General features: G+C 37.0%; 25 protein-coding genes. 12 read left to right on the plus strand and 13 right to left on the minus strand.

The window, feature by feature from the left end; translation table 11 throughout:
• Nucleotides 1-77: 77 nt before the first annotated feature.
• Nucleotides 78-977 carry a diaminopimelate dehydrogenase gene (locus tag PMI_RS00725; RefSeq protein WP_012367487.1) on the plus strand — a complete coding sequence of 300 codons (900 nt, stop codon included), beginning with the start codon at nucleotides 78-80 and terminating at the stop codon, nucleotides 975-977.
• A gap of 84 nt (nucleotides 978-1,061) precedes the next feature.
• Here PMI_RS00725 and PMI_RS00730 read toward each other — a convergent pair whose 3' ends face one another.
• Nucleotides 1,062-1,889: a phosphoenolpyruvate hydrolase family protein gene (locus PMI_RS00730; RefSeq protein WP_004247257.1), complete on the minus strand. Its 828-nt coding sequence runs from the start codon at nucleotides 1,887-1,889 to the stop codon at nucleotides 1,062-1,064.
• A 16-nt stretch (nucleotides 1,890-1,905) separates the two neighbouring features.
• Nucleotides 1,906-3,117 (minus strand): Tm-1-like ATP-binding domain-containing protein, encoded by a 1,212-nt coding sequence (locus PMI_RS00735; protein WP_004247258.1) that lies wholly within the window; start codon nucleotides 3,115-3,117, stop codon nucleotides 1,906-1,908.
• Nucleotides 3,118-3,352: 235 nt separating this feature from the next.
• Between PMI_RS00735 and PMI_RS00740 the strand changes: the two genes are divergently transcribed.
• From PMI_RS00740 to PMI_RS00750, 3 genes are all read left to right on the plus strand, one after another.
• Entirely contained in the window at nucleotides 3,353-3,988 is a 636-nt protein-coding gene (locus PMI_RS00740) for a TetR/AcrR family transcriptional regulator (protein WP_004247259.1), read from the plus strand.
• 63 nt (nucleotides 3,989-4,051) lie between these two features.
• Entirely contained in the window at nucleotides 4,052-4,684 is a 633-nt protein-coding gene (locus PMI_RS00745; protein WP_004245045.1) for a helix-turn-helix transcriptional regulator, read from the plus strand.
• A 213-nt stretch (nucleotides 4,685-4,897) separates the two neighbouring features.
• On the plus strand, nucleotides 4,898-6,685 hold the full coding sequence (locus PMI_RS00750; protein WP_012367488.1) for a hypothetical protein: 1,788 nt from the start codon (nucleotides 4,898-4,900) through the stop codon (nucleotides 6,683-6,685).
• A 30-nt stretch (nucleotides 6,686-6,715) separates the two neighbouring features.
• Here the strand turns inward: PMI_RS00750 and PMI_RS00755 are convergent, their stop codons facing one another.
• Nucleotides 6,716-7,126 carry a GNAT family N-acetyltransferase gene (locus PMI_RS00755; RefSeq protein ID WP_004245043.1) on the minus strand — a complete coding sequence of 137 codons (411 nt, stop codon included), beginning with the start codon at nucleotides 7,124-7,126 and terminating at the stop codon, nucleotides 6,716-6,718.
• Nucleotides 7,127-7,239: 113 nt separating this feature from the next.
• Here PMI_RS00755 and PMI_RS00760 point away from each other — a divergent pair, with 113 nt between their 5' ends.
• Nucleotides 7,240-8,280, plus strand: coding sequence for an AbrB family transcriptional regulator (locus tag PMI_RS00760; protein ID WP_012367489.1), 1,041 nt, complete (start codon nucleotides 7,240-7,242; stop codon nucleotides 8,278-8,280).
• A gap of 84 nt (nucleotides 8,281-8,364) precedes the next feature.
• Here the strand turns inward: PMI_RS00760 and PMI_RS00765 are convergent, their stop codons facing one another.
• Complete coding sequence (locus PMI_RS00765) at nucleotides 8,365-8,715, minus strand: YacC family pilotin-like protein (RefSeq protein ID WP_004245041.1); 351 nt, start codon at nucleotides 8,713-8,715, stop codon at nucleotides 8,365-8,367.
• Nucleotides 8,716-8,927: 212 nt separating this feature from the next.
• On the opposite strand from PMI_RS00765, the gene cueO reads away from it, so the two are divergent.
• Together cueO and hpt are read left to right on the plus strand one after the other, a co-directional pair.
• Nucleotides 8,928-10,508, plus strand: a complete 1,581-nt coding sequence (gene cueO / locus PMI_RS00770; RefSeq protein WP_004245040.1) for a multicopper oxidase CueO — start codon at nucleotides 8,928-8,930, stop codon at nucleotides 10,506-10,508.
• Nucleotides 10,509-10,666: 158 nt separating this feature from the next.
• Nucleotides 10,667-11,209 (plus strand): hypoxanthine phosphoribosyltransferase, encoded by a 543-nt coding sequence (gene hpt, locus PMI_RS00775; RefSeq protein ID WP_004245039.1) that lies wholly within the window; start codon nucleotides 10,667-10,669, stop codon nucleotides 11,207-11,209.
• Between the two features lie 59 nt (nucleotides 11,210-11,268).
• Here the strand turns inward: hpt and can are convergent, their stop codons facing one another.
• Nucleotides 11,269-11,922 (minus strand): carbonate dehydratase, encoded by a 654-nt coding sequence (gene can / locus PMI_RS00780; RefSeq protein WP_004245038.1) that lies wholly within the window; start codon nucleotides 11,920-11,922, stop codon nucleotides 11,269-11,271.
• Between the two features lie 848 nt (nucleotides 11,923-12,770).
• Here can and PMI_RS00785 point away from each other — a divergent pair.
• The 4 genes from PMI_RS00785 to PMI_RS00800 all read left to right on the plus strand — a co-directional run bounded on the left by PMI_RS00785 (nucleotide 12,771) and on the right by PMI_RS00800 (nucleotide 16,169).
• The gene (locus PMI_RS00785; RefSeq protein ID WP_004245037.1) at nucleotides 12,771-13,712 is read left to right on the plus strand and encodes an ABC transporter ATP-binding protein; all 942 of its coding nucleotides are present in this window, start codon (nucleotides 12,771-12,773) and stop codon (nucleotides 13,710-13,712) included.
• On the plus strand, nucleotides 13,709-14,479 hold the full coding sequence (locus PMI_RS00790) for an ABC transporter permease (RefSeq protein ID WP_004245036.1): 771 nt from the start codon (nucleotides 13,709-13,711) through the stop codon (nucleotides 14,477-14,479). Before PMI_RS00785 ends, PMI_RS00790 begins: the two co-directional genes overlap by 4 nt.
• Before the next feature lie 189 nt (nucleotides 14,480-14,668).
• Entirely contained in the window at nucleotides 14,669-15,898 is a 1,230-nt protein-coding gene (locus tag PMI_RS00795; RefSeq protein WP_012367491.1) for an MFS transporter, read from the plus strand.
• Between the two features lie 88 nt (nucleotides 15,899-15,986).
• Nucleotides 15,987-16,169, plus strand: coding sequence for a DUF2526 family protein (locus tag PMI_RS00800; RefSeq protein ID WP_004245034.1), 183 nt, complete (start codon nucleotides 15,987-15,989; stop codon nucleotides 16,167-16,169).
• A gap of 91 nt (nucleotides 16,170-16,260) precedes the next feature.
• On the opposite strand, the gene htpX is transcribed toward PMI_RS00800, so the two are convergent.
• The 5 genes from htpX to PMI_RS00825 form a co-directional block, all read right to left on the minus strand.
• Complete coding sequence (htpX, locus tag PMI_RS00805; protein ID WP_004247268.1) at nucleotides 16,261-17,226, minus strand: zinc metalloprotease HtpX; 966 nt, start codon at nucleotides 17,224-17,226, stop codon at nucleotides 16,261-16,263.
• 59 nt (nucleotides 17,227-17,285) lie between these two features.
• Nucleotides 17,286-17,846 (minus strand): LemA family protein, encoded by a 561-nt coding sequence (locus tag PMI_RS00810; protein ID WP_004245032.1) that lies wholly within the window; start codon nucleotides 17,844-17,846, stop codon nucleotides 17,286-17,288.
• A gap of 223 nt (nucleotides 17,847-18,069) precedes the next feature.
• Nucleotides 18,070-18,882 carry a dimethyl sulfoxide reductase anchor subunit family protein gene (locus PMI_RS00815; RefSeq protein WP_004247269.1) on the minus strand — a complete coding sequence of 271 codons (813 nt, stop codon included), beginning with the start codon at nucleotides 18,880-18,882 and terminating at the stop codon, nucleotides 18,070-18,072.
• 2 nt (nucleotides 18,883-18,884) lie between these two features.
• Nucleotides 18,885-19,436, minus strand: coding sequence for a 4Fe-4S dicluster domain-containing protein (locus PMI_RS00820; protein ID WP_004245030.1), 552 nt, complete (start codon nucleotides 19,434-19,436; stop codon nucleotides 18,885-18,887).
• 2 nt (nucleotides 19,437-19,438) lie between these two features.
• Complete coding sequence (locus PMI_RS00825) at nucleotides 19,439-21,775, minus strand: molybdopterin-containing oxidoreductase family protein (RefSeq protein WP_012367492.1); 2,337 nt, start codon at nucleotides 21,773-21,775, stop codon at nucleotides 19,439-19,441.
• Nucleotides 21,776-22,005: 230 nt separating this feature from the next.
• Between PMI_RS00825 and PMI_RS00830 the strand changes: the two genes are divergently transcribed.
• Nucleotides 22,006-22,695 carry a helix-turn-helix domain-containing protein gene (locus tag PMI_RS00830; protein ID WP_004245028.1) on the plus strand — a complete coding sequence of 230 codons (690 nt, stop codon included), beginning with the start codon at nucleotides 22,006-22,008 and terminating at the stop codon, nucleotides 22,693-22,695.
• Nucleotides 22,696-22,759: 64 nt separating this feature from the next.
• Here PMI_RS00830 and efeB read toward each other — a convergent pair whose 3' ends face one another.
• The 3 genes from efeB to PMI_RS00845 are packed head-to-tail and all read right to left on the minus strand — an operon-like array spanning nucleotide 22,760 to nucleotide 25,764.
• Nucleotides 22,760-24,028, minus strand: a complete 1,269-nt coding sequence (gene efeB / locus PMI_RS00835) for an iron uptake transporter deferrochelatase/peroxidase subunit (RefSeq protein ID WP_004247270.1) — start codon at nucleotides 24,026-24,028, stop codon at nucleotides 22,760-22,762.
• The gene (locus tag PMI_RS00840) at nucleotides 24,015-24,938 is read right to left on the minus strand and encodes an EfeM/EfeO family lipoprotein (RefSeq protein WP_004252518.1); all 924 of its coding nucleotides are present in this window, start codon (nucleotides 24,936-24,938) and stop codon (nucleotides 24,015-24,017) included. Before PMI_RS00840 ends, efeB begins: the two co-directional genes overlap by 14 nt.
• Nucleotides 24,928-25,764: an FTR1 family iron permease gene (locus PMI_RS00845; RefSeq protein WP_004245025.1), complete on the minus strand. Its 837-nt coding sequence runs from the start codon at nucleotides 25,762-25,764 to the stop codon at nucleotides 24,928-24,930. Before PMI_RS00845 ends, PMI_RS00840 begins: the two co-directional genes overlap by 11 nt.

Below are 25,764 nucleotides of genomic sequence, written 5' to 3' on the forward strand. Positions count from 1 at the left end.
TTTTTATATGGTTTATTCGTTGATTATTAAACATTATTATCATTCAATAATGATTAACAACGAGAACAGGGAAATAAATGAATACTAAAATAAAAGTCGCTATTGTGGGCTATGGCAATATTGGGCGCTTTGCACTAGATGCAGTACTTGCAGCACCTGATTTTGAGTTAGTGGGGGTGGTTCGCCGTGATAGTCAAAATATTCCAGAAGAACTGCGAAATATAACAGTAACAAATGATATTAAAAGCTTAGGTAAGGTGGATGTTGCTTTATTATGTTCACCAACGAGAGCCATTAAAGATTTGGCTAAATCGATATTGAGCTTAGGTATTAATACCGTTGATAGTTTTGATGTCCACAGTGATATCGTTGCATTAAAAACAGAACTGGATGAGGTGGCGAAAAAGCATAACCGTGTTGCAGTGATTTCAGCGGGTTGGGATCCGGGTTCAGACTCTATTATTCGTACCTTAATGTTAGCTATGGCACCTAAAGGTATTACCTACACTAATTTTGGTCCCGGTATGAGTATGGGGCATAGTGTTGCCGCTAAAGCTATTGATGGTGTAAGAGATGCACTATCAATGACTATTCCATTAGGTACTGGTGTTCATCGGCGTATGGTTTATGTTGAATTAGAAACGGGTGCTAACTTTGCACAGGTTGAGCAAGCCATTAAGGCCGACAGCTATTTCTCATCTGATGAAACACATATTAAACAAGTTGATAGTGTTGATAGCTTAAAAGATGTTGGTCACGGAGTACAAATGACCCATAAAGGGGTGTCAGGCAAAACACACAATCAATTATTTGAATATGCTATGCATATTAATAATCCAGCATTAACATCTCAATTTATGGTTTCTGCAGCCAGAGCAAGTATGAAACAACAAGCGGGTGCCTATACTGTGATTGAAATTCCCCCCGTTGATTTTTTAGCAGGGGATTTAACTACATTAATCGCAAAACTGGTGTAATCAGTTAGGCTTCTTGCAAATAAAATATTGCCCACATGATGTGGGCAATAGGATCAACGCTTAGGCAAACTTGATGATTTGAGATTAGCGTTTAATATTTTTAAACTCTTTTGTTGTTGCAGTTAAAGCGACTTCTGTTGGTAAACGTTCCATTGAACTTGCGCCATAAAAACCATGGCAATCAGGACAGTTATCAAGGATATATTGCGCATCTTTTGGTGTTGCTATAGGGCCACCATGACAAAGTACAATCACGTCAGAACGTACGGATTTTGCTGCTTTTGCCCAATCGTTAATAAGGGCGACACAATCATCTAAAGTAACGGCTGTTTCTGCACCAATATTGCCACCAGTGGTTAAACCCATATGAGGAACAATAATATCTGCACCGGCTTGTGTCATCGCAATGGCATCTTCACGACTAAAAACATAAGGTGTTGTGAGTAAGCCTTTTTCGTGTGCTTTACGGATCATCTCTACTTCAAGAGCATAACCCATACCTGTTTCTTCTAGGTTAGCGCGGAAGTTACCATCAATTAAACCAACGGTTGGGAAGTTTTGTACGCCAGCAAAACCGATGGCTTTAACGTCATCTAAAAACTTATCAAAATTGCAGAATGGATCTGTACCATTAACCCCGGCAAGCACAGGTGTCTGTTTTACAACAGGCAATACTTCTTTTGCCATATCCATAACAATTTCATTGGCATTGCCATAGGCTAATAATCCTGCCAGAGAGCCACGACCCGCCATACGATAACGACCTGAATTATAGATAACAATCAGATCGATACCGCCTGCTTCTTCGCATTTTGCGGAAAGGCCTGTTCCCGCACCGCCACCAATAATAGGTTCTTTACGTGCGATCATGTCATTAAATTTTTTGAGTAACACTTCACGTGAATAAGTCATACTTCTTTCTCCGTGGTTAACAAATAAGTTCCTGGTGTAAATCATAAACTTGCTGATTAAATTCAGCAGAATTTATGTGATATGGACTGATGACTAATTGACGAGTCTCGGTCTCTTTAAATGTTGTTATAAATGCATCAAAAAATGCTTGGTTTGCTTGAGGATCCCAGAATGGCCCCCCTTCAATATCTAAAGCAGAAAAACCGCCCTGTGGAAAAATAAACGTCAGTGGGCCTTCACACTGATTCAATTTTTCAGCGATCCAGATCCCCATTTGACGATTTTCCCTTGGTGTTGTACGCATTAAGGTGACTTGCGAATTATGGTGATAGAAATGACGATCTTTATATTTCTCAGGTACGGTAGCAGGGCGACCAAAGTTCACCATATCCAACGCGCCACAAGAGACGATACAAGGTGTTTTAGTGCGGGCGATGGCACCAAAACGATCTTCATCACAAGCAAGGACACCCTCAAATAAATAATCACATACTTCGGTTGTTGTTAGATCAAGAACACTATGAAGTAAGTGGCTGTCTATCAGTTTTTCCATGGCTTTACCGCCACTCCCTGTCGCATGGAAAACTAAACAGTCATAATTATTTTCAAGTTTTTTAGTCAGTTGTTGAATACAAGGCGTAGTTACACCAAACATTGTTAATGCAACAGCCGGTTTATCAACACTATTTTCTTCTTGGTAAAAATAAACAGCGCCGGCAATTTGGTTGGCCGCATTTCTCAATACCTTACGAGAGATACGGTTTAAGCCGGATACATCTGTTACGGAGTACATCATTGAAATATCGCTAGCGCCGATATATCCGGAGATATCACCGGAAGCCATAGTCGATACCATCAATTTAGGTACGCCAATGGGCAAAGATTGCATTGCTGGCGTAATCAATGCCGTTCCCCCTGAGCCGCCTAATCCTAAAATAGCGAGGACATCGTCACAGTGGGTTAAATAACGTTCAAAAGCGACGGACATTGCTGCGATAGCTTTCCCGCGGTCACCGCAAAACACGGCGTTTTTTCCATCTGGATGGTAACTAGCAACTTGTGCAGCTGTGACGTCAGCTTCTCTTTCTAATGCTGTAGGTTTGGTTGTCAAATCTACGGTTTTGACAGGAAGGCCTGCTTTTTTTATTAATTCACTGACATAAAAAATTTCAGCGCTTTTAGTATCAAGCGTAGTCGCAATATAAATGAAGCCAGCATACTGTTTCATAAGCCTTCCCTTACCTTTTATGATTATTGACGTGTAGATTATAATCACAATGAGACTTGAGTTTCATTTATAATAGCATTATTTTGAGACCCATGTCTCATTATTTTTATTTTTTCTCTTTTAAATGTCGCTTAGGTACACTCAATCGCCTAAAGTAAACTTTAATCGTATTAAGAATAGTTCTTAAAATCAGTATAGTAGCCACGAAAAGTGGAGTAATAGCGAAGGAATTTTTATGAGTTTTAGTCGTAATGAAATAGATACAATGTCAGGTACTCGAAAAAGAACCTACCAATTATTGGTGACAACGGCATTGCAACTTTTTGAACAAGGGATGTTACCTACCGTATCAGAGCTTGCAGCACATGCTGGTGTTTCAAGGGCAACGGCGTATCGCTATTTTCCCACTCAAAGTGATTTAATTAGTGCTACTGTTGATGCAAGTTTAGCACCGATCATTGCATGGCAGCCCACTCCAGAAGATAATACACAACAGCGTATTACTGCGTTGCTCAATCTTGCTTATCCACAAATGTTTAAACATGAAGGGGCGTTGCGTGGCGCATTGCAGGTTTCATTACAGCAGTGGGCTAAAGAGCGGCAATCAAGCGAATATACAGAAAAACGATTTATTCGTGGTCATCGTAAAGAGATCTTACTTAAAGTCATCGAACCATTAAAAGCGCATTATCCGCAAGAAATGTGGGATAAAGTGATAAAAGCTTTCTCACTTATTTATGGTTCTGAAGTTTTTTTAGTAATGAAAGATATCTGGAAAATGGATGATCAGCAGGTCATTGATATGACCCAATGGATGGCTAAAGCTATTTTAAATCAGGCAAAGTCAGATTTTCCGATAGATAACGATTAATTATTTGAATAAATCGGTTAAAATTGTATAAATCATTTACGTTTTAGCTATTGTAGGATCGTTATGTCACACAAAACTGCAGACCAAGAGTGGCTGGTAGAACAACTAAAATATATTGCACAGGGCATTGGTAAAACATTATCGCCTTTTTGTGAAGTTGTACTTCATGATCTGACCGATAGTGAAAATACCATTATGGTGATTGAAAATAATCTATCAGGTCGAAAAGTGGGGGATAGAGCGACTGAGCTAGGTATGGCAAGGATTGAATCGTCTGATTTTCCACAAATTGTTGCAAACTATCCTAATCAGTTTCCTGATGGTAGAACAGCTAAAAGTACATCGATAGGTATTAAAGATAAACAAGGCAATTATGTTGCTGCTTTATGTTTAAATATTGATATATCGATGATTAAAGGTTTACAAATGGTATTAAATCAATTTTCGACTCTCGAAGAGGGAAATCATATCATTGAAACTTTTAGCTCAGTAACAGAAGATTCGTTGAAAAAACGTATTGATGAATTTTCTGCAACTTATTCAGTGACACCAAGAGCATTGAAACCACATCAACGACGCGAATTGCTATTGTGTTTACAGGATGAAGGTTATCTTTCACTTCGCAAAGCAATGGAAATTACTGCGCAATACCTCGGTGTTTCAAGAGCAACAGTGTATAACGATTTAAAAGAATGATTAAACGATAAGTTATTTTTTAAATTCCAGCGGAATACAAATCATTAAACTAAAAAAAGATATCATTTTTGATATCTTTTTTTATTTCTATTTTAAATTTAATGTGATTTTTATTGTAAATGATTAATTAATTACTACTGTGTTATTTTTGTAAGTATAAATTGATAAAAAGAATAAAATAAACAGTTAATTTATTAATGTAAGGGCAATAAAATGAATAGAGTTAATGATGTAGGTGTATTTAATAAGGGAATAGAGTTATCTACTAAGAAAGATTATTTAGGATCATGTTATGTAACTATTGCAAAGAACATAAAGGATATTTCTAATACAACGGCTAAGCCCAGTTTTATAAAAAAAGTTATTCATATGATGGAACGATTTACAATGTTTTTTGCAATTAGCCAAACCGGTAGAATGGGAATAAGTAATAGAGATGGAAATTTAAATAGATATACTGAAACACTTACTGATTTAAAGATTAAGGTGAAAGATTTAAAGTGTAAGATAGATGAGTTTAATAATAAACTAATAAAAAAAGATACAGTAGATAAGGAAAAAGCTGAGATAGCTACAATTACAGCTGAATATCATAACCTAAACCATTTTCTCTCTTTAATAGAGAATGAAAATTCAAGTTTTAAAGATAGATATAGTTTTTTCAATTATTTAAATGAGTTGCAACGAGCGGAGGCCTTTTGCCGAAATTCATCAAATACAGATTATAATCATCTGGCGGATGAATTTAAAAATATTATTAAGGAAAGAGTTGAAAGAATAAAAAAAGAAGATGTTATAAAAATATTTAATGAAGTGTTGGTAAGGTATGATAATGAAACTCGATTTAAAAATAGCAATGAAAGAATACTAGCTAATTTTTCAAGTAATAAGGAGAAAGAAAAATTTCTGTCTAAAATAAACTTTCTAGTCTGTGTTTCAAAATATAATCTTCCTCTTATGGTAGAGGTAGAGCAGCTTAAAGAAGAATTTCCAGTACAGTTACGGGAAATAATGAATAAAATTCTTTATGAAGAAAGTATAATGGGTGAAATTCTTAATGAAGCGAATATTGATTGCGTATATAAGTATTCACTTAAAAAAGTGCAAAATATTTGGATTGAAGAATATATAAATAAGTTTTATGGTGGTGAAGAAATAATAATGGATAAAAGTACAGATGATAATGTCGCTTATTTTGTGGGGGATTTTGAGTGGGATAGTTTTGATGGAATTAATAATACTAATAATGACAATATGAATTCTAAACGTAATCTTTCTGAAGCAAGTGAAATTATTCATGGAAAATTAAATAAACATGTTAAAGGCGATGAAATATCTGATTTAACTTCTATTCTGGAACAAATAGAACTAGATAAATTAGGAGGAAAAGAAACATATACTTTAATTTCTATTCTGAAAGAGATGGGACTGGGTAATTTAGAATGGAAAGAAATATATAATTTAATTTCTATTCTGAAAGAGATGGAACTAGGTAAATTAGAATGGGACGAAATATATACTTTAATTTCTATTCTGAAAGAGATGGAACTAGATAAATTAGAATGGAAAGAAATATATAATTTAAGTTCTATTCTGAAAGGGATGGAACTAGGTAAATTAGAATCAAAAGAAATATATAATTTAAGTTCTATTCTGAAAAAGATAGAACTAGATAAATTAGAATGGGACGAAATATATACTTTAATTTCTATTCTGAAAGGGTTAGAACTAGGTAAATTAGAATGGGACGAAATATATACTTTAACTCCTCTTCTGAAAGAGATAGAACGAGGTAAATTAATAGGGAAAGGAATATATAATTTAACTTATATTCAGGAAGAAACAGAACTAGATGAAGATAATATAAATAAGGGTAATTTAAAAGAAGGTGATATAAAATATGCTAATATTGTTGAATTAGTCGAAGATCAAGTATTTACACAATTAAATGTAGATGGATTTAACATAATAGATAGCGACTATGCGTTCTCATCTGAATAAGGAAAATAAATATTTTATAGTATAAAATATTTATAATACTTTGTTTAAATAATATTTTTTGTCACTAATCGGATAATTTTCTAAGGTGCCAAAAACTTCAAATCCCTGCTTTTGATAAAAAGGCAGGGCTTGAAAGCTAAAAGTATCCACCTCAGCATATTTGGCACCTTTCTTTTTAGCTGTATTCTCCATTGCTTGCAGTAATTCTGTACCAATATTGTTACCACGATAGGCCTTATCAACCCATAGATAACGAATACGTAGCCAATTACCTAATATATCACCAGTGATCCCACCTATTTTTTTACCATTTTCCTCTTTAAAAACGGCTAAGGGCGTATATTGCTCCATCTGAATATACTGAAGGTTATGTGTTAATAAGCCTTCATAAATTTCGTTGATTTCATTCGTCGTCGGGGCGGTAGTAATTTTTAATGACATAATTAGCTCTTAATATTAATAAAAATAATATTTAAATTATCATTATTTGTTTATTAAATATTTATACCAGTGATAGGATTAGTACCATAATTAAAAAAACTGGATAACACAACATGTCATTTTTAAAAAAACTACCGGGAATTCTGTTTTGTGCACTAATTGGTGGGTTATTAACATTATCTGGTCTACCGATGGCGTTGATGTTTGGGCCAATCGTCGTGGTTATTATTGCTTATCGTTTTAAATGGCAGCTCTCTGTTCCTAAGCATACACTGACTTTTATCCAACTGACCTTAGGCACCTCTGTTGGATTGATGTTTAACCAAGTACATTTAGGGAGTGCGGATAATTTAGTGCTTCTTTTGATTATCCTCGTTATTTGTTTAGCCATTCAATTTGTTGTCAGTTTCTTATGGTTTCATCGTCATATTGGTTGGACAAAAGAAGAGGCTATGTTAGGTGCTGTACCTGGCGCGATGGCGGCTATTCTTGCTTTAACAGATCATACCAAAACGCCACCACAAAAAATTGTTATTTCTCATACTATTCGTTTAATCGTATTGATTATTATGGCTGGATTTATTGTTGGCTCAGATAAAGCAACTCTTACGGAGTTTACATTACCTGAAATGACACTGTTGTCATCGATGTGGTTATTATTAATTGTCGCGTTAGGGCTAGTATCTGGGCTTTTATTACAGAAAATTCATTTTCCAGCACCGTTTATGTTGACATCATTAGGCAGTGCAATATTGGTACAATATTTTGTCAGTGAGCCGATTGCTTTTCCAATGCTATTAAATGAACTCAGCATGGTGTTAATTGGGATGAATATTGGCGCACATTTTGTGGTTTTTCCTTTTGCTTCGTTAATTAAAAATGCTTTTTCCTCTGTGCAGGTGGTCATTATCAACGTTATTTTAACGGTGATCGTTGCATTGAGCGCAGCTTATTTAACAGGGGCTCCCTGGACAACGCTGGTATTAGCTTGGGCACCGGGAAGTATGGAAGCAATGACATTTGCCGCGATCACTATGAATGTCGATGCGGCTTTTGTGATGTCGAATCATATATTGCGCATGTTGATCATTCAAAGTATTCCTTCTATTGCCTTGTTTTACAGTGAACGAAAGCAGAAAAGAAAACGTGAGTAAAATAGCAATAACAGTAAGATATCGACAGATATAATAAATTGAAAAGCCACTGTATCAGTTTGATAGAGTGGCTTTTTTATACAATTAATAGTTTAGTAAGCTAAGTGATTTTTGGGCTAGTAGTTGACATTTTTTGTTATGAGCAATTTGTATATTTTTTAAATCCTGATAACTATCTTCATTAAGCTTGCTCATTGGGAGCATTGAATAATTAGAGACATCCCACTGCTGAGATTGTGAAAAAATAATCAGCGCTCGTTCTATTTTTTGTTTTGAGATCTGCTCATAACCACAATCATTATTTAAAAACAGGTATACCGCGGTTAAATCAGCTAAGTCTTCTGCTTGAGTATAAGTGAGTGCTTTTGCACTAGAAGAAAAAAGCGTGGCAAAAGAAAGAATAATAGTGCAGAACAAAGCGAACATTTTTTTCATTAGTGGTGACATTCCTATATGTGATGATTTCACAAGATTTGTTATTTGACTTAATTAAGTTAAAAGTTTTGCAAAGACCCGTTGCTTTGTGTGGTTTCTATTTGACCTTCCAGTAAGGGGAGACTTTAGCATTGCTCAATAGTTTATCGATAAATTTATTTACCTAATTATGACAAATATAGAGTAATTGATTTTATTCAAAGGAATACATTATGCAACGTCGTGAATTTTTAAAATTAGGGGCAACATTAAGCGCCGTCACACTATTACCAAGTTGGAGCCGTCTCGCATTCGCCCAAACTAACACGCCTTCACTCGCTATTCCACCTCAAATTAGCCCAGACAAACAACAAAAGATTGTTCTTAATATCCAACAAGGTGTTTCCCAGTTTACTGCTACAGCAAGTACAACTACTTGGGGGTATAACGGTAGCTTATTAGGCCCAGCATTAAAATTAAAACGTGGTGAGCCTGTTACTATTGAGATCAATAACACGTTACCAGAGACTACGACGGTGCATTGGCATGGTCTTGAGATAAGTGGTGAACAAGATGGAGGTCCTCAAGCTACTATCGCACCGGGTAAATCACGAACAGTAACTTTTACGCCAGATCAAGCGGAATCGACATGTTGGTTTCATCCCCATACTCATGGGATCACCGGAAAACAGGTGGCAATGGGGTTAGGGGGATTAGTGATCATCGAGGATGACGAAACGGCCAAGCGAAAGTTACCTCATCGCTGGGGAGTGGATGATTTACCGGTTATTTTACAAGACAAACGCTTAGACAGTAACGGTCAAATTGACTATCAACTTGATGTGATGAGTGCTGCAGTAGGTTGGTTTGGCGATATGATGCTCACTAATGGTGCAATTCAACCGCAACATATTGTACCAAAAGGTTGGATTAGATTACGTTTCCTCAATGGTTGTAATGCACGTAGTCTTAATTTAGCCACCAGTGATGGCCGACCAATGTATGTAATTGCTAGCGATGGTGGGTTATTAGCGGAACCAGTCAAAGTGACAGAACTCCCTATTTTAATGGGGGAGCGTTTTGAAGTACTGGTTGATACCTCAGATGGACGTGATTTCGATATTGTCACTTTACCTGTCCGACAAATGGGGATGGTATTAGCGCCATTTGATAATGTATTACCTGTATTACGTCTACTGCCTTCAGCAGAAAAAGCGGTGGGTATTTTACCTGATCAATTAGCCTTAATTCCTGCATTACCATCACTAAGTCATATTGCGACACGTTCATTACATTTACGTATGGATATGCGTTTAGATATGCAAGGTATGATGGCGCTAACGGAGCGTTACGGTGATAAAGCGTTAGCGGGAATTCACCACGGTATGAGTCATATGCGTCAGGGCAATGGAAATGGCATGATGGGGGGCGGCATGAATTGCGGTCATGGCTCTGCGGATGTCGATATTTATAATGCAAATAGCATCAATGGGATCCCATTCTCAATGACCGAACCTGCATTTGATGTTAAACAAGGGGTTTATGAACGCTGGCTGGTTTCTGGTCGTGGCGACATGATGTTACATCCATTCCATGTTCACGGAACACAGTTTCGTATTTTATCGGAAAATGGGCGTAAACCTGAAAAACATCGCCAAGGTTGGAAAGATATTGTCAGAGTGGAAGGGCAAATTAGCGAGATCCTTGTAAAATTTGACCATTTAGCGACAAAGGAACACCCATTTATGGCTCACTGTCACTTATTAGAACATGAAGATACAGGAATGATGGCGGGCTTTACGGTGAGTCGATAATTTTTACTGTAATAAGTAACAAAATTAGCGATAAAAGTTTGCAAAGGGAGTAAAGCTAATATTTTATTCCCTTATTTTCCTTCATTGACAACGTCGCATGATGATAGAAATTCTGGTACAATCGGTTGCTTTCCCCGTTAACCCAATCGAAATAAATCATGAAACATATTGTTGATGTCATGATCTCTGAAGAAGAGATCAAACAGCGTATTGCTGAATTAGGTCGTGAAATCACAGAACATTATCGTTCTCGTCAAGAAAAACACGATTTGGTCTTAATTGGCTTATTAAAAGGCTCTTTTATTTTTATGGCGGATTTATGTCGTGAAATTGAAGTGCCACATGAAGTCGATTTTATGACAGTATCAAGTTACGGTAATGGAATGACGTCAACAAGAGACGTTAAAATCATTAAAGATCTTGATGAAGACATTCGTGGTAAAGATGTTCTGATTGTTGAAGATATTATTGACTCAGGTAATACTTTAAACCGTGTTAAAGAGATTTTAAGTTTACGTGAGCCTGCCTCTATTGCTATCTGTACGCTACTTGATAAGCCATCACGTCGTGAAGTGGATGTGCCAGTAGAGTGGATTGGCTACTCTATTGAAGATAAGTTTGTTATAGGTTACGGCATTGATTATGCACAACGTTATCGTCACCTACCTTATATTGGTCATGTAACGCTACTAGATGAATAATCTTGTTGATTTATATCGTATATTAAAAAACCCGCTTTGGCGGGTTTAATATTAGAAAATCAACGTGGATGGCTTAATTTTGCAATAGCTTGGCGATAAGAGAGTTCTAGTTTTTCACGACTGTCTGAGGTGATATCTAAATCGTGTAATTCACCATTGTTTAAACCGTAAACCCAACCGTGGATCATCACTTTTTGTCCACGTTTCCATGCGGCTTGCATAATAGTTGAGTGACCAAGGTTATAAACTTGTTCTATCACGTTAAGTTCACAGAGTAAATTTAATCTATCTTGTGGTGCGAGTTCACCTAACATGGAGCTATGTTTATACCAGATATCACGGATATGCAGTAACCAGTTATTAATTAAGCCCAGTTCAGTCCCTTCAATAGCAGCTTCAATACCACCACAGCCATAATGACCACAAACAATAATATGCTCAACTTGTAGGACATCAACGGCATATTGAATAACAGAAAGACAGTTTAAGTCGGTGTGGATCACAAGGTTTGCCACATTGCGGTGTACAAATAAATCACCAGGGGCGGCATTAATTAATTTTTCAGCGGGGACGCGGCTGTCTGAACAACCAATCCATAAGAAATGAGGTTTTTGGCCTTTACTCAGCTCTTTAAAAAATTGCGGGTTTTCTTCTGTAACAGAACTTGACCATTGTTTATTGTTGGCTAACAGTTCTTCAATTTTTCTCATCATGATGTGACTGCCTGTAAATTCAGTTTCCCACCATTTGCGCTGACAGTAGGCCAACACGAAATAGCTTTAGTGTTATTGTTGGATGTTTAAGCTCAATAAAGAAAGGGTATTTTTATACCATTACTTTTAAATGAATCAGAAGGCTTTTTTTGAGCCAAGTGACAGTTAATTGCTTGTCTATTTTTGCTTTCAAATAAGATAGAACTTTTTACAGTATTTGTTTAATGAATTTATCAACACATTATTTGATGTAAATCAAATGTATAAAAAGATAACTGATTGTTAACTCGATTATTCTTATTTTGAATAATCGAGGGTAATTATTTTTTCATAAAAAATATTAATGTTTATTTGGGCTGGCGAATGATGAGGATAAAACCTGTTAACGGTATCTGTCCGTTTTTTATTGATAAATTATTGGAGGTAATAAAGCGCATGATAATATCTATCAGTTAGATTGAGTAATAAGGCCAATAAATTTATTGCTATAAAACAGGCTAAATAATAACATTTAGTTATTATTGGCTTTTTATTGAGATTAATACTGGAAAATAGCTACAATTAATCGTCATTTTTATTGATCAGTAATTGCAGTGTTCGCTCTGTTGACTATTAAAATAGTTAAATAAAATTTATTTATCTGTTTGAGGCATTATCTGTAAAACGGTTTATTTACGTCTTATTTTTCTCTAGAATATCTTATTCCATTTTGATCCTATTGAACTAAGCCCATTTTCTATACCTATCCTGATTTGCACTCAGGGGAGTAAGGCTTAGTTGAATAGCTATTTCTGATTTCAGCTCAGTCAATGCTGAATAATGCAGTTGATAAAAGGTAATTTCCACTTATGACTTATGCATTGGAGTTAACCGAGTTAACGAAAACTTACCATAATGGTGTCAAAGCGCTTAAAGGAATTAATTTAACCGTAGAAGCGGGGGATTTTTATGCGCTATTAGGCCCTAATGGTGCAGGAAAATCGACCACCATAGGGATTATCAGCTCTTTGGTGAATAAGAGTAGTGGTAAAGTCAAAGTATTTGGCTATGACACTGATACCGATATGGTTAATGCTAAAAGACAACTCGGATTAGTGCCACAAGAATTCAATTTCAACCCTTTTGAAACCGTATTACAAATTGTCCTTAATCAGGCTGGCTACTATGGTGTACCACGAAAAGTGGCATTAGAGCGTGCAAAAACGTATTTAACCCAATTAGATTTATGGGAGAAAAAAGATGATAGAGCACGTTTTTTATCTGGGGGAATGAAACGGCGTTTAATGATTGCGCGTGCATTAATGCATGAGCCTAAATTGCTGATCCTCGATGAGCCAACGGCGGGAGTAGATATTGAATTACGTCGTTCAATGTGGACGTTTTTACAACATTTAAATGCACAGGGTACCACTATTATATTAACCACACATTATCTTGAAGAAGCAGAAATGCTGTGTCGGAATATTGGCATTATTCAGCGTGGTGAACTGGTTGAAAACACCAGTATGAAAGGTTTATTAAGTAAATTAGAGTCTGAAACCTTTATTTTAGACTTAGCAGCAAAAAGTCCGTTACCTGAATTACAAAATTACCAATATCGTTTAGTCGATACATCAACACTAGAAGTTGATGTGAAAAGAGAGCAAGGATTGAATGGGGTTTTTGCTCAGCTCAATGCACAAGGTATTCAGGTTTTAAGTATGCGTAATAAAGCTAACCGCCTTGAAGAGTTATTTGTGCATTTAGTTAATGAAGATCATACAGAAACAGAAAAAGGAGAGAGGGAATGATTCAGTTGTATTGGGTAGCCCTCAAGACGATTTGGATTAAAGAAGTGACCCGTTTTGGCCGTATCTGGGTACAAACTTTAATTCCTCCTGTTATCACGATGTCGCTCTATTTTGTTATTTTCGGTAACTTAATTGGTAAGCGTATTGGTGATATGGGCGGTGTTGATTATATGCAGTTTATTGTTCCCGGCTTGATTATGATGGCGGTGATCACAAACTCATATGCTAATGTCTCCTCTTCATTTTTTGGCGCTAAATTCCAACGTAGTATTGAAGAATTATTAGTATCGCCAGTACCGACCCATGTTGTTATTGCCGGATTTGTGGGGGGTGGTGTCGCCCGTGGTATTTGTGTTGGGATATTGGTCACTCTGGTTTCACTATTTTTTGTACCACTAGAGATACACTCTTGGACAATGGTTGTGGTGACATTATTAATGACCTCGATTGTTTTTTCTCTCGCAGGATTGTTGAATGCCATTTTTGCGAAAACCTTTGATGATATTAGTATTATCCCCACCTTTGTTTTAACGCCATTAACTTATTTAGGTGGTGTGTTTTATTCACTCTCCCTATTACCTGCATTTTGGCAAGGTGTTTCTAAATTAAACCCGATTGTTTATATGATAAGCGGTTTCCGTTATGGTTTTTTAGGGATCACTGATGTGTCATTAACGGTGACAATCACGGTACTATGCCTGTTTATTGCCGTGTTTTATATCGTAGCCTGGTACTTAATTGAAAAAGGTCGCGGTTTAAGAAGCTAATCTACAAATTAGTGTTTAAGGTAATAAAAATTAAAATCGGTGTCTGCAACAACAGATGCCGATTTTTTTTAGCTAAATTTCATTCAGTTATGTTAAATTTTATTTAAATTTGTCTTTTGCTATTAACAAGTTTAATTTCTTTGTTTAGTATACTAAACAAATAACTTTGGGATGGTAAAGGATAGAAGCATGGCAGTGGCAAGCGAAACAGCAAAAGAACCAACGGTACTTTCTCGTCGTAAATTGTTATGTATTGCCGGAATGGGGTGGACTTTCGATGCAATGGATGTGGGGCTTCTCGCCTTTTTATTAACGGCGTTAAAAGAAGATTGGGGATTAACAGCAGCGCAATTAGGTTGGATTGGCAGTATTAATTCTATCGGTATGGCAGTAGGCGCTTTTGTCTTTGGCATTATGGCCGATAGAAAAGGTCGTAAACCGGTATTTATCTTAACGTTGCTGCTATTTAGCCTTGGTTGCGGTTTAACTGCATTAGCAAGCTCCTTAATGGTGGTATTAATTTTACGCTTTTTTATTGGTATGGGATTAGGTGGAGAATTACCTGTTGCTTCCACATTGGTGAGTGAAAGTGTTAAAGCCCATGAGCGTGGTCGTATTGTTGTTTTATTAGAGAGTTTTTGGGCGGTAGGGTGGTTAATTGCCGCGTTAATAGCGTATTTTATTATTCCTGATTATGGCTGGCGTATGGCTATGTTATTGAGCGCACTACCCGCAGTTTATGCACTCTATTTGCGTTCAAAGTTACCAGAACCCAGTTCCACACAGTCATTATTACAAAATCGTTTATCTCTTCGCCAATCAATGGCATTGATTTGGTCACCTCAATATCGCCGTTCAACACTGATGTTGTGGGTATTATGGTTTTGTGTGGTGTTCTCTTATTATGGCATTTTTTTATGGCTACCGAGTGTCGCAATGTTAAAAGGCTTTAGTTTAATTAAAAGCTTTCAATATGTGTTGATCATGACACTCGCTCAGTTACCGGGCTATTTTACCGCAGCATGGTTTATTGAACGTTATGGTCGTAAATTTGTGTTAATCACTTATTTAGCAGGCACCGCGATTAGCGCTTACTATTTTAGCGTAGCCGATTCCACAACCACACTATTAGTGTTCGGTATGTTGTTATCATTTTTTAATTTAGGTGCGTGGGGGGCATTATATGCCTATACCCCAGAACAATATCCTGATGGTATACGAGCTACAGGCGCTGGAACGGCGACGGCAATAGGCCGTATTGGCGGAATATTAGGGCCACTGATGGTAGGCTATTTAGTGCAATATCAATTTGACATAAGCACTATTTTTCTTATTTTTAGCCTTTCCATTGTGATAGCGGTACTAGCGGTTATGTTATTAGGTAAAGAAACCAAAAATAGACCACTTAATTCCATTTAATCACTTTTTTTATGACTAAAAATACAGAACGTCTCCTTTCTTGTTATATGATAGTTAATAAGTATTTTATAGGAAAAGAGGAATAATTATGTCTCATTATGAGGAAGTGATTAAGCAGGTTGATGAGGCCATTGCCAGTGCTAGCATACAAACGATGAACGAATTGCTGGTGGAATTAGGTAAAGATAACACAATAGCTTTTGCTCAGCGTTATGAACAGCAAGAGCGTCTACGCACGGCTATTTTTCATCATGGTGAAAAACAGCGTTAAGCAATCCTATGATGATAGAATAATCAAAAAGCGTTTATTTCATGTATTTATTCCATAATAATGGATAAACGCTTTGTTTTAATCTGTTGGTTTAAAAAGTCTTTTTCCCTTCGAGTACTGCTATTCTATTTTCAATCGAAGGATGGGTTGAAAAAAGAGAGTCTCCCTTATTAAAAATAAAGGCTGCTTTGCGATATGCTCGTCCTGTAGAGCCATCTTCAAAATTTTCAGTTTCGTGTTGTGCTGCAATTTTCTTTAGTGCATTGATCATTGATTGATTATCTTGGGTGAGATCAACCGCTGCCGCATCTGCCATATATTCACGTGTCCGCGATAAATAGAAATAGAGCACTTGAGTAATAATGGGTAAAACAACGTTGAGTACAATTAAAATCAATCGTGCTTTACTGGCGGCATCATTACTTTTACCACCACGGTTACCAGAGGCTATATATAAGCGGCTACCAAAGATATTTGTTACCGTTAAAATAACATTTGCTAAAATACCCACATACAGCGTTAAACGGGTATCACCATGAATAATATGACCTGTTTCATGGGCTAATACGGCTTGTATTTCTTGGCGATTAAGTTGATTTAACAACCCACGAGTGACACCAATAAAGGCATTTTTTTCAGACCAGCCGGCAGCAAAGGCATTGGCTTCTGGTGTATCTAAAATATAAAGCTTAGGGATATAGCCCAAAGTCGCACTTAAACTAAGCTCTTCCACAATATTTAATAATTGTCGCTCTTGGGCATTTAATGGCTCTTCAGGATTAATTAGTCGCGCTTTCATGCCCGTCAACATGATTTTATGCCCTTTAAAGTGAACAATAATCAGCAACACAATTGAAATGGCAACAATAATCAATGAAGCAATAGGCAGTGATTGGAATGTCAGAAATGCCAGCATATTATCAATTAAACTTAAATGAGGATTGGCACCTATCGCGCTATCAACTAATAAGCCGATCATTAGCATTAATAGTAAATAGGTGACTATCACAAACCGAGTGCGAATGGCATTTTTTCGCAGTACATTTCTGAAATCCATTTATTATTCTCCAATAATATCTACCGTATTATTTTATGTATAAGCTATGGTGCGTGGTGTTAATCAAAGTTAATACGGCGCGCTTCTTCTGATTTAATCGCTGTTTCATCAAGACGCCAGTATTCTTTATTAATCACGAGACTTGGAAAAATCTTCACAATAAATACCGCAGGGATAGAGGCGATAAACGCACGATATTGCTCTAAGGTACGGTTATAGCCACGTTTAGCAAAAGAGAGTTTATTTTCTGTTGAGACAATCTCTTCTTGTAAATTAGCCATGATAGTATCTGATTTGAGTTCAGGATAGTTTTCAACAGCGACATTAATCGCACCACTTGAAACAATTTTTGATAGCTCATCTTCTGCCGCTTTTGCTTCTTGGTTATTGCTACTTTGTGTTTTAGCTCTTAATTCGGTGATTTTAGTAAAAACATCGGCTTCATGACTAAGATATTTTTTTACTGTAGCTAATAAGCTATCAAACACTTTACCACGACGGTCGAGTTGTACCGATATTTCTGTTTCACTTGAGATAACCGCTTCACGCATAGAGATAATACGGTTGTAATAATAAAAAATAAGACCCAATAACGCGATGGTAATAATTAATCCAGTCATGTGAAGCGCTCTCTTTTCTAATAATAAACAGGGAATTTAGCTAACTCATTGATGTTAATTTTGCCTATTATTATTCAAGATAGCTAGATGATTATTTCATCAAAGAGAAAAAGAATATTGATATGTCACTTAATATCTTAAAAAGAATGTTGTTTGAAGTATAAAAAAGCCCCAAATAAATTTGGGGCAAAATAAATAGGACTCATGTTAGGGAAAATAAAAATTAAAACCAAGGTGATTGGGACATCACATTGCCATAAAATAGCATTCTGCCGGCGATTTCACCGCTAAAAAGGATAAAAATAGTAATAATTGATATTAAAGCCTTTGTAAACAAAGAGCTACGAGATAGTGTGATAATAACACATCCTATTATTAAACTGGCGATGACTTGCCACCATAACAATAAGCTCGCTACGTTAGCACCTGAAATTTGGACTCGTATTACTAATCCCATCAATACTAACAGTAAGCCGATAAAAGCACCGAAATGCAATGTATGAATGGTTTTTTTACCTTGCAACTGTAACCAAGGAATAACAGAGCCAAAACCCAATAATAGGGCCGTACCAATAAAACTTATTTGTGTTGCGGGGGTATGCCATAACGCATGTGTTTGCATTTGATAATAAATTTGTGCTGTTATTAAAATAACGGGTAAGCCAATAAGGCCACAGAACAGACCTAGTAGGCTATTACGGCGTATTTTATTTGGTTGTAGCCAACTTGCTAATGCCCAGAGGGAAATTAAACCGTTTAACATAACAAAGGCAATAGCTTCACGACTTAACCATGAGTGAGCAACACCAAGTACTGAGCGATAAGCGCCGAGAGGATCGCCTAGGTGTCCCATTGACATAGAAGAACCAATTACTTCAATTAACCAAATAAGGGCAATCGTTGTACGTAACGCTTTGGGGCTTAACATGGCGGAGTTTTGTGTTTGCCATTGATAAAGAGATAAGGCAAGTACGGCACCGATCCCCCATTGACTCATTACGGTGAATAGAACCAAAGGCATTTGATAATCATGCATGGTTAATCCTCCATACCAATAATGACAATATTAGGATGACTGATGGTATGATCAGGAACCCCATAACGTTTTTCTAATAATGCCCAATTTGTGATATGTTTTTGGCGCAAATCTTCAATTTCGCCAAACTCAATGGCACCAGTTGGACAAGATTCAACACAGCGAGGTTTTAAGCCTTCGTCTATTCTATCGGCACACATATTACATTTACTGGTCTTCCCTTCTACAGGATCGTAAACCGGCGCATTATAAGGGCATGCCATAATGCACATTTGGCAACCAATACATTTGTCATGATCCTGTATCACAATCCCATCAGCTCGCTTAGTATAAGTATCGGCAGGGCAGACTTTTAAGCATTGTGGATCGTCACAATGATTACAGGACATAGTGATAAAAGCTTGCGCATTGGGCAGATCTTCATTGAATTCGCGTACTCTACGCCACAAGACTCCTGGAGGGGTAACATTTTCTGATTTACAAGCCATCGAACAAGTGCGACAGCCATAACAATCTTTACTATTAATCAGAAAACCATACTGTTTTTTAGCCATGATTATGCCTCCCGTCTCACATTAATTAGGGTACTGTTACAACAATGACCATTACCTAAAGGTTCAACATGGTCATTTGTTACATGGCTACTACTCCCCCCTTGTTGTTCCCACCAACCATTATCAAGAGAAACAACACCTTGTTTTATGTGTGTGGTGACAACGGCTATTGCTCTATGTTCACCTCTATCATTAAAAGCAAACACCCAATCACCATTGTTTATTCCACGAGATAACGCATCATTAGGATGTATTAAAATATTGGGTTGATTACGCTGTACTTCTAAAATCCATTCATTCATCCCATGGCTTGAATGAACACTACGTGCTAGCTTACGTTGCACAGCCATTAACGGATATTTTTTTGCTAATTCAGGGGAGCCTGTTGTCGATTCCTTTACTGGATAATAAGTGACTATAGGGGAGTAGTTTTTATCTTGCCATTCTTCAATAAAGAAATGTGCTTTTTGGGTTGATGTACGAAATATTCCGTCTTTAAATGGGATCCAATCGCCTTCTACTGGTCGTACAGGCCCTTTTTCTAGCATTTCCCGCGTAATCCCCGATCCCGCGAGGCAAGTATCAATATAGTGCTCAATAGGTTGATTAAATACGTCACCGAAACCAAAGCGTTCAGCAAGGCGGGCAAAAATCCAATAATCAGGCTTTGCTTCTCCTGGTGGTTCAACGGCTTTTTCCATTAATTGAACATATTGGCTACGCACACCAGCCATTAAACTTGTATCTTCAAAAATGGTTGTCACTGGAAGTACTAAGTCGGCATAAAGCGCTGTTGATGACATTAAATTATCGGCTACGACAACAAAAGGAACTTTTTTTAGCGCCTTACGTACCATATTGGTATTGGGTAATTGTGTCATCACCCCCATTGTCATGATCCACCAGAAATTAATTGGGTGGGGTCTTTCGTTGACTATCCATTCACCCACTTTTGCAACAGGAATAGGATTAATGGGTTTAACATTTGGTGCAGGGGGAATAATAGGATTAAATTTTGCCATCTGACGCACGCCACCGGCATCACAAATACCCGCGCCTTTCTTACCAATATTGCCGGTTAATAGAGCAAGATAAAACTGGCTTGCTGCAACATAGGCACCAAATTCAGTGCGTTGTGCGCCAGACATATTTTGTACAATCATTGCAGGCTTTGTTGTCGCGTAGTCTCGAGCTAAACGAATAATAGTCTCTTGTGGAATATCTGTTTCTTTACTGGTTTTTTCGATAGTCCAGGGTTTAGCTTGCCAATAGATTTGTTCAAAAACGGTGGTGTAATTTATTTTATTTGGCAGTTCATCATGAGTTAACGCCGGTACAATATTGGGGGTATCATGGCGAACAATTTGCTGAGTTAGGGTATCAAAGACTAAATAGCTATCTTTATCATTAGCTGAATCACGTAGTAGTTTTTGTTGTTCATCGACTAAATACACCGCTCCGGTATGGGCACGCAAAAAAGGTTTATCTGTAAGATTTTCTTCAATGATTAATTTGATCATTCCTAATGCAAGGGCGGTATCGGTACCCGGAATAATGGGGATCCACTCATCAGCTTTGGCTGCGGTTTCATTAAAACGCGGATCAATGACTACCATTCTGGCACCATTACGGCGAGCCTGATTATAATTTTTAAAGTAGGCGTGCATAGTTACTGCTGGGTTATTGCCCCAACATAGAATATAACGGCTATCTTTTACCGTATCACGCGTATCTGCATAGCGTAGGCCAACCATAGGGATCATAGCTGCAGTAACCGCAGAGCAACATAAAGAGCCGGCTTGTTTTGTAGAACCGCCTAAATAGTCGAAAAAGGCTTTACCCATATCGTTTTTGATGGAATCCATATTTCCAGCGTGAGTAGAAATAAAAAGCCCTTCGTTGCCATATTTATCGATAGTTTCTCGAATATTTTTTTCGATAAGATCTAAAGCGTCATTCCAGCTAATAGGTTTAAACTCAGCCTTACCTTTTTCGCCAACACGTAGCAAAGGTGTAGTGAGTCTATCCTTATGATATACCCATTTAGTTCGGCTAATTCCTCGTAAACAACATTTGACATTAAAGCCTTCTGTAGCTTCAATTTTGATTAGTTTTCCCTGATGAGTAAAAGCGGTTAGGTTACAATGGAGACATTCCATTGCACAGGTGGATTGAAAAGTTTGATATTCAGATAATTTTATCCGAGTTTTCTGGTTAAATATGGGTTTATTTTCATTAGCTAGGCTAAACGCATTAGGGGAAAGAGCTGCCAAACCAATAGCTCCCATTCCTTTTAATAGCGTTCTTCTATCTAATTCCCACTGTTTATTTTTATACATAGGACATTCTCACACATAATAATGTTAACTATATATAAACTCAGTTCATTAATAATAAACTTGAGTTAGATCATTCAAGGATAAATAAAGAAGATAATCAACAGAAAATGATTTATATTCTTATTTTTCATAAAATTTTTAGTGTGAATAACTATAAAAATGAATAAAAAAAGAACAAACAAATATCGTCATAAATAAAGATAAATAACGTCTTAGGCGTGGAGAAATAAATGCAGAATTCTCAAGGGGTTAACTCTGTTGATATCGCAGTGACTATTTTAGAGTTTTTAGCATCTCAAGGAGGTGCTGCACGCTCTTCTGAGATAGCTAAGGCATGCTCACTATCAAAAAGTCGTCTACATAAATATTTAGTGTCTCTTTGCCGTAGTGACATGCTCTATCAAGAGAGTGAAGGAGGGCAGTATTGTTTAGGTAGCAAAATTATAATGCTGGCTGAGGCAACACACACAAACCTCTCTTTAGTTGATGAAATTAATCAAAGACTTTGTGAATTTAGAGATGAGCATAATATGTCAACAGGACTTGTTATTGCTCAAGGTAAGAAGCTCTATTTAGTGAGATATAATCGTAGTTTTAAACATGTCGATATTGATTTTCTGCCAAATACACCCGTTCCACATAAATTGAGTGCGGCAGGCGCGACTTATGCAGTCTTTAGTCATTTAGAAATTGATGCTGATTTATCAATACAGCAAAAAAACAGTATACATCAACAAGGTTTTGCTATTCGCCAACAACCCGCTGAAGGTATTCCTGGGGCTCAATCTATTGCATGTCCTGTATTTAATAGGAAAGGTGAAATGGTCGCAGCCGCATTGACCATGGGATTTATTAAACCTGAAAACCAAATAGAATTAGGTAATGCATTAAAAGCAAAAATTCGCCATGTATTATCTTAATATTGCGAATATTTTTATCAAATACGTTTACTGGAAAAGTAAACGTATTTGAAAATAGCAAAAATTAAGTAAATAGTCCTTTAGCTAATATATCGCTTGCTTGTGTGACACCGGGTAATACGAAGTAATAACCCCCACCAAAAGGTTTTATATAGCGCTCTAACGGCTCGCCATTTAAACGCTTTTGCGTATCAATAAAGCCTTTTTTAAGGTTATTCTGAAATGAGACAAAGACAAGCCCCATATCTAATTGCCCTGACGGCGTTAGCCCTAATGAGTAGCTATAACTGCGACGACGCAGTTTGGCACTATAACGTTCGGGGGTTCTGGGCTCAGCTCGTCTCATATGTGAATCAAAGAGTATCCTGTCGCCATGAGGATCTTGCGCAAATTCAGGTGAGTCCATTTCTTGCTTCATACCTATCGGCGCGCCTGTTGCACGATGACGGCCAAAGTTATTCTCCTGATCTTCAAGAGGTGTTCTATCCCAAAATTCCAAGGCAAAACGAATAAGTCTCACCGCTTGATAGCTACCTCCTAAGCACCATTGCGGTTCATTTTGTTTATCGGTGATCCACACTAAATCATCCATTAAATGAGTGTCAGTGGCAGGGGCATTACCTGTGCCATCTTTAAAACCAAATAAATTAATTGGCGTTTGTTGATTATCAATATCACGAGCAGGTAGAAAACCATCTATTTTCCATCGTGCATGCACTTGCCCAGAAAGATATTTTAAAATATCTCTTAATGCATAAATGATACTTTCTTGACTATTGGCACAAAGCTGAAGTAACAGATCACCGCCACACCATTTAGGATCTAAGCGATCGTTGGGGAAGGGTTTCATTGCTTCAAGGCGTTTGGGTTTATGAGCTTGAAAACCAAACCGATTATCAAAAAAACTATCCCCTAACGCCACTGTGATGGTTAATTCATCAGGATATAATTGGCTACCTAAAATACCGGATCCTGCGGGGGGAAGGTGAGGATTATGACTTTCTTTAAGTTCACGAGATTGTGTTAAAAAAGCAATCCGCTGTGTTAACGTTCGGAAAATTTTTTCTACTTCCTCAGGGGTTGTTACTGTTAAATCAAGTGCAATAAATGAAGCATGCTTTTGTTCTGGCGTGATAACCCCAGCTTGATGTTTTCCTAAGTAGTTAATAGCACGTTGATAACGAAGTGTTGGTGAACACTTGCTTTTTTCGATGGCATTTGCGCCCATACTGGCAAGCAGTAAACTACCGCCTAACCATTTTAACGTTGTACGTTTATGGTGGTTAACGGGGATTGTGAGGAGTGATTTAAACAGAGTTTTATTTTTCACCATATGCTTCTTTATAGTAATAATAGACATCAATATTGAGCACGTTACGTAATTGTGCAACTTGCTCCGCTAATTGTGTTATTTGTGCAAAGAGCACGGCTTTCTCACTATCAGAAAGCGTATCTAAAGGCTGAAATAATTCTTCATCTCGCTGATATTTTAAAAATAGTTTGCTAATAGTGTCATACTGTTTGCGTAGTGATTGATATTCCTGAAGTGGAATATGGTTAGATAGAGACTCAATGATTAGGCGTGAACCGTATAAATTGGCATACCCATCCCCCAGATCACTTTTTGCATATTGATTTTCAATGCCGGCTAATTTGTCGGTTAAAATCAGCTCTAAACTATCACCTGCAGATTGCACTAATTTAGCTATGGGAATATCTTCAATCGCTAAGCGTTTTTTTAGATCACTAATGCCTCTTAACAGTGCTTTGGCTGACTCGGCTGACGATTGCATATCCTCTAATTTAAAGAGTTGATATTCAACCAAATGAAATCCACTAAAACGGGGCGAGTTTTCTCTTTCAAGAAAGAAATCAGCCCGATTATTTAATAGGCGTTCAGTAGCGCCAAACAATGCAATAATCGGGCGGATCACCTCATAGTGATAATGCGCTTGTTGATAGGCGAGTTGGGCATCAGTCAGTTGATTTTTTTCACTGTTAACAATGACATTTTTTAATGCAGTTTCAACTAAGGTCAACTGATCAACAGCTTTCTGCCGATAGTTAAGAATATTGGTTGTAAATTTTTCAGGAGTGGGAATATCCCCTTTAGCAACAACAATATTTTCACTATCTTGAGTAATGCCTTGAATGATTTTTTTTGCAGAAACAGAAAAAGAGCATAGCGATATCAATAGCAAGATGACAATATGATCACCTTTCAATAGGGCGCTATTTGGCATGACGATCCCCTTGTTTAAATAACAGTGCGACCACCAACCAAAACACAATAAAAGTAACAACACTTAAACCGATGGGTTGTGAGCGATAAGCAAAGAATGAAACTAAGAAATTACCAAAAATGCTTGAATCATCCAAAATATGGCTAAGATCCCATAGTGGATAAATCAAAAAGTCAGGTAATTCAATATCCATTTCAATAAGTAGATTAGCTATCTCTTCTACTGCTTTTAATAGCAAGGAAACGGCGAGGAAAAGCAGTAAAAATCCGGTAATAACAAAGAATTTACGCCAAGAAATCATTTTTGATGTTAGCAAAAATAACCATAGAGTTAGTCCCGCTATCAATAGGCCAATGAATACTTCAATCAAGAAAGACAACGCGGTTTGTGCTGTGAGAGCCATAATATGGCTTGATAGGAAAACAACCACTTCGCTGCCTTCTCTCGCAATGGCAATGGCGATGATCAGTAAAATCCCCCAGACACTTTGTTGTTGCGTTTTTTGTGTCAATTCGTTTTCGATATTGGCTTTTAGTGATTTACCTTGTTTGTTCATCCAATAGACCATCTGAACAATTAATAGGCAGGCAATGATTTCCATCATAACCATAAACAGAGATTGCCAGATATCTTCTAAGGAGCTAAATACCCCATAAATGCTAAGAGCTAAAAGAATAGAGAGTAGTATTCCTACTATTACTCCTCCCCAGAGATATTTCATACCTTGTTTAGGGGTAGGAGAGCGTTTTATCCATGCATAAATGATCCCTACCACCAGCAGAGCTTCAAAACTTTCTCGCCAAACAACAAATAGAACTTGTCCCAT

Origin of the sequence: Proteus mirabilis HI4320 (assembly GCF_000069965.1) — a bacterium.
GTDB lineage: Bacteria > Pseudomonadota > Gammaproteobacteria > Enterobacterales > Enterobacteriaceae > Proteus > Proteus mirabilis.